At 37.0% G+C, this 2,638-nt stretch carries 4 protein-coding genes; all 4 read right to left on the bottom strand.

All coding sequences use genetic code 11. The annotated features are described in order from the left end of the window. Window positions 1-171 precede the first annotated feature (171 nt). Window positions 172-921, bottom strand: coding sequence for a hypothetical protein (locus GS399_RS20460; protein ID WP_160846522.1), 750 nt, complete (start codon window positions 919-921; stop codon window positions 172-174). Window positions 922-948: 27 nt separating this feature from the next. Next, window positions 949-1,341: a hypothetical protein gene (locus GS399_RS20455; RefSeq protein WP_160846521.1), complete on the bottom strand. Its 393-nt coding sequence runs from the start codon at window positions 1,339-1,341 to the stop codon at window positions 949-951. Window positions 1,342-1,499: 158 nt separating this feature from the next. Next, window positions 1,500-1,967, bottom strand: a complete 468-nt coding sequence (locus GS399_RS20450) for a DUF4265 domain-containing protein (RefSeq protein ID WP_160846520.1) — start codon at window positions 1,965-1,967, stop codon at window positions 1,500-1,502. Window positions 1,968-2,190: 223 nt separating this feature from the next. Further along, window positions 2,191-2,451: an SEL1-like repeat protein gene (locus GS399_RS20740; protein WP_202409537.1), complete on the bottom strand. Its 261-nt coding sequence runs from the start codon at window positions 2,449-2,451 to the stop codon at window positions 2,191-2,193. Window positions 2,452-2,638: the final 187 nt, after the last annotated feature.

The following is a 2,638-nucleotide window of genomic DNA, read 5'->3' as shown; positions in this document are numbered from 1 at the left end:
CCTAGATCGCTCTATTGTCTTATCATGACCGCTAACGTTTGGCGGCTTGAGGCAGTAGCTTTAACCGCAGAATTCTTAAATTTTTTCCACTAAAGATATTTATTTGGATGGGCTTTCAAAAAGCACCAAATTGGCTATTGCTTCAAGATGCTGTTATGTGCAGTTATTCTGTTAATTCGATGTTTTTTTGTGCGGAACTTTGTTAAACCAGTGATTAGCCCAGAAAACAACGGCAGTTGTTGGAATGAAGTATCTATACCAGCCAAATATATTCGAGAATTGGAATAAGAAGTTAAACAAATGGATATTATGGTCTCCATTAAAATAATTATATTCAATGGTCGTGGAGAAAATAACCATTGCAACTAACCAAATCATTTTGTACTCTGTCTTATTTGATACGATATATGTAAGGGTGCCAAGATTAAAAATAGAAACTAGAATTAATAGTGCTTGTAAGATGGATGACCAACGTCCCTCCTTGAGTTCTTCTGACGTCGCGGATGGTGTCATTTTGATGGTTAAGCTGTCCGTTTTGTAATCAAATTTTTTGTTAAGGTCGATATACCGAGTCTTATAACCCTTTTTAAAGAAAACGACTTCAAGCTTAGGGCATTCCGGAACACAACCACAAAATTTACCAACTTCAAAATGACCTGTTTTGTCGGAGTAAACTTTTTCATTGAAGACCGTCCAGAAAATTAAAGTTCCTTCAATTGGCTTACCGTCAGTCGAAGAAACAATTTTACCATTGCCTTGAACCATTCCTTCACATGATGTCAGTAGCAGTAATATTGAAAAGAGTAGTAGGTTGGTATAATTGCCCATAACGTTTACAGGTTTGCGTTGTGCCCGAAAAGAAAGCACTTCACTGTCGCCCAAGCACAAACTTGATAGAAGCACAAAGCTTGATTTAACCACTGAGCCCGCTTTTTTGCCAAACGCCTGTTAGGTGCTGCTATTTTCTAATGTTTCAATTTCAACAGTTTTGTTTGTATAAACTACTATTAAAACGCCTATCAATATGGTTATTCCAGTGATTAGATAATGTTGAAGGGGTACATAACTAAAGCCGTCAGCAAGGTCTTGTAGTAATCGGCCAACAAATTGTAAACCGGACGCTATTGCTAAGAACAATGTCGCCCAAATTTTTATTCCTATTTTTGCATATTCGTGTTTTTTAAAAATCATAGTCAGCAAAGTACATTGAATTGCAATTGGTAATAGTCCAATTAATTTTGATTGAGTGATTGTCACGTAAAGGTTCCATATTAAAAGTCCACAGAGAATGGAAATTATTATCCAATAGAATGATTGATTCCTAAATGTCGATTTTTTCATATTGTCTTTTTAAAGTTGCAACTGGTGGCCTGCCGGTTGCGGCAGTAGCCTTAAGCCGCAGAGTCGTTAATTTTCCCGCTAAAGATATTGATTTGAATAGGCTTTTAAAAAGTAATGCGTTGGCTATTGCTGTAAGGTCCTGTTATAGCCAGTTGTTTTTATAGTCTGTGTCCATCCGCTAAGCATGGTTCTGCATATTCAATAATTTGATTTGTTTCCATCTCGTCCAGCTTCTGCTTGATTTTTTTATAGTCAACTGAAGCAGGAATTTCCATGGAAAAATAGCCTCCATTTACTTTTTCAGAAACACAACCAAGCTCCTGGAAAACATCGCGAATTAAGTTTATATCCTTCGACTTGTCCATTAGCACTACTTGAATTGTCGAGTTACCTGAATATTCTACTGTCAAGCGATAAGTCAACATTTGCTCTTGTTCGTCAAACTCTGCAAACACAATGTCGTCAGAAGCAACAAGCGGTGCATAAAATGGAATGTTGTCAAGTTTATAAAACCCTTTGGCCTTGTCAACAATTGCGGCCCACATTGTTTCAACCTTTTCTTCACCAAAAATGGTACTGTGAAATCGGAATAATATTTTAACGTATTTGTTGTCTTGAGTCGTCATTTTACAATTGGTTATAACAGAATGTCTTGCTGCCAGTGGTGGCATTCATTGCTCCACAGCTTCACGTTTGTACTAATGTAAAATAGAATTTCTGATGTTCAAAACCTATTCTTCAGTCACCATTGCAGCAAAACGATGTTGTAAGCCGTTTTCGGTGTCGTTATAGGTCTTGTTTGTAAATGTTTGCAAGGTTCATCAACCTCTTTTCTATTAATTTCTCCGCTTAAATTTTTGCTTTTTCTTTATCTGTTGGGGAAAGCTGCTTCTCCAATGCCTGAATAGCTTCAATGTTTTTCTGTTGCTCGAGTACGGAAAAGTCACGCTTGCTCTCGTTGTAAATCAAAAACCACATATAGCTTTTTATCAAGTTCTTAGGAACGTTTTGTCCGTCACGATACATAGAGGCAAGATTAACCCTTGCTGAAGTAATTTGTCCACTTAAATTTAAGTCCTCCGGTGTGTCCAACAATGCGATACGTGTCAAACCGCCATACTATCCAAGTTCTTTTCTGTGCCACGTCCTTCCATGTAGCAGCTTACTATATTAAACATACATTCTACGTCCTGCTGTTCAGCACATTTGACAGACCAATCAAAAGCTTTCTTATCCGAACAAAAGGAAACATAAAATAATGCAATGTATCACAATACTATTTGACGTTTTATCTAAT

The sequence above is a fragment of the Hufsiella arboris genome (assembly GCF_009834875.1).
Classification (GTDB): Bacteria; Bacteroidota; Bacteroidia; order Sphingobacteriales; family Sphingobacteriaceae; genus Hufsiella_A; species Hufsiella_A arboris.
This window is presented reverse-complemented; position numbering and strand designations above follow the sequence as displayed.